Origin of the sequence: Calidifontimicrobium sp. SYSU G02091, from assembly GCF_022631395.1 — a bacterium.
Lineage (GTDB): Bacteria > Pseudomonadota > Gammaproteobacteria > Burkholderiales > Burkholderiaceae_C > Calidifontimicrobium > Calidifontimicrobium sediminis.
On the sequence record NZ_JALBGB010000091.1, the window covers coordinates 1 to 544 of the forward strand.

At 60.1% G+C, this 544-nt stretch carries 1 pseudogene; it reads right to left on the minus strand.

Features of this window, described 5'->3' with window-relative positions:
- Positions 1-468, minus strand: a pseudogene (locus MOJ79_RS18905) (hypothetical protein); the annotation flags it as partial.
- Positions 469-544 lie beyond the last annotated feature (76 nt).

Sequence of the window (544 nt, forward strand, 5' to 3'; positions counted from 1 at the left end):
GGCCGACAAGCGGCCTGCACACATGCCCACCGGGCTCAACAACCAGGGGAGCATTGTGAGTGTTGTGTTCCACACGAAATGACGAAGGACCACCAGCGCAGCATCCGGGTCGTCACGGCCGGAAAGATCGCGGATCGTGCTTCTGGCATAGGCCGAGAACTCGATGGTCTTCGGGAATCTGCCATCAAACCTTGCCAGCATGTCGTCCAGATAGTTCGGCGCTTCCTCTTCCGGTTCGATGCCGATCTGTTCGAGGATCACCCTTGCCGCAAAGCCGATCCTGTCCTGTTCCGTTTCCAGCTCCGACTTGATGGAGAATCCGGGATGCGTGAGATCGGAAAACCCGAACAGCCACATGAGCTGCCGCTCGATGGTCGTGTCCTTCTCGGCCACGATGGCGAGCAGGTCGCCATCGGCCCGCCTTGCAATCACCAGCAGGTCGCCTTCCGCCGCGCGGTCCTTCGTCATTTCGTGTGGAACACAACACTCACAATGCTCCCCTGGTTGTTGAGCCCGGTGGGCATGTGTGCAGGCCGCTTGTCGG